Source organism: Bacillus sp. SIMBA_031, assembly GCF_046535225.1.
Taxonomy (GTDB): domain Bacteria; phylum Bacillota; class Bacilli; order Bacillales; family Bacillaceae; genus Bacillus; species Bacillus velezensis.
The window spans coordinates 1-254 of record NZ_JAWRXC010000470.1; the positions used below are offsets into that span (position 1 = coordinate 1).

1 protein-coding gene is annotated in these 254 nt (G+C 58.3%); it reads left to right on the forward strand.

Annotation, left to right across the window (positions count from 1 at the left end; genetic code table 11):
- Positions 1-254: hypothetical protein (locus SB724_RS21055; RefSeq protein WP_410572922.1), on the forward strand; the 254-nt coding region annotated here is incomplete at both ends.

Sequence of the window (254 nt, forward strand, 5' to 3'; positions counted from 1 at the left end):
GGTCGATCTGTTCGAGGAAGGTCTGCTACCCGACCTGCAGCCATTGTTGGGAGGTCTGCTCACCGTTCGTTCCGAAGATGTTGTTTCGATCGCCGGCACAGTCGACGCCCAGTCGACGGTGAGCAGGACACCAGAATGTGGGATTTCCGTGTGGTCCGCAGCTTTCGCTGCGGTGAACCTCAATGGACGTAGATGGAGCCAGATTTTTCGAGCGAGGATGGATGGGCGTCTTCGCCTGGAGCTTCTGTCAGGCC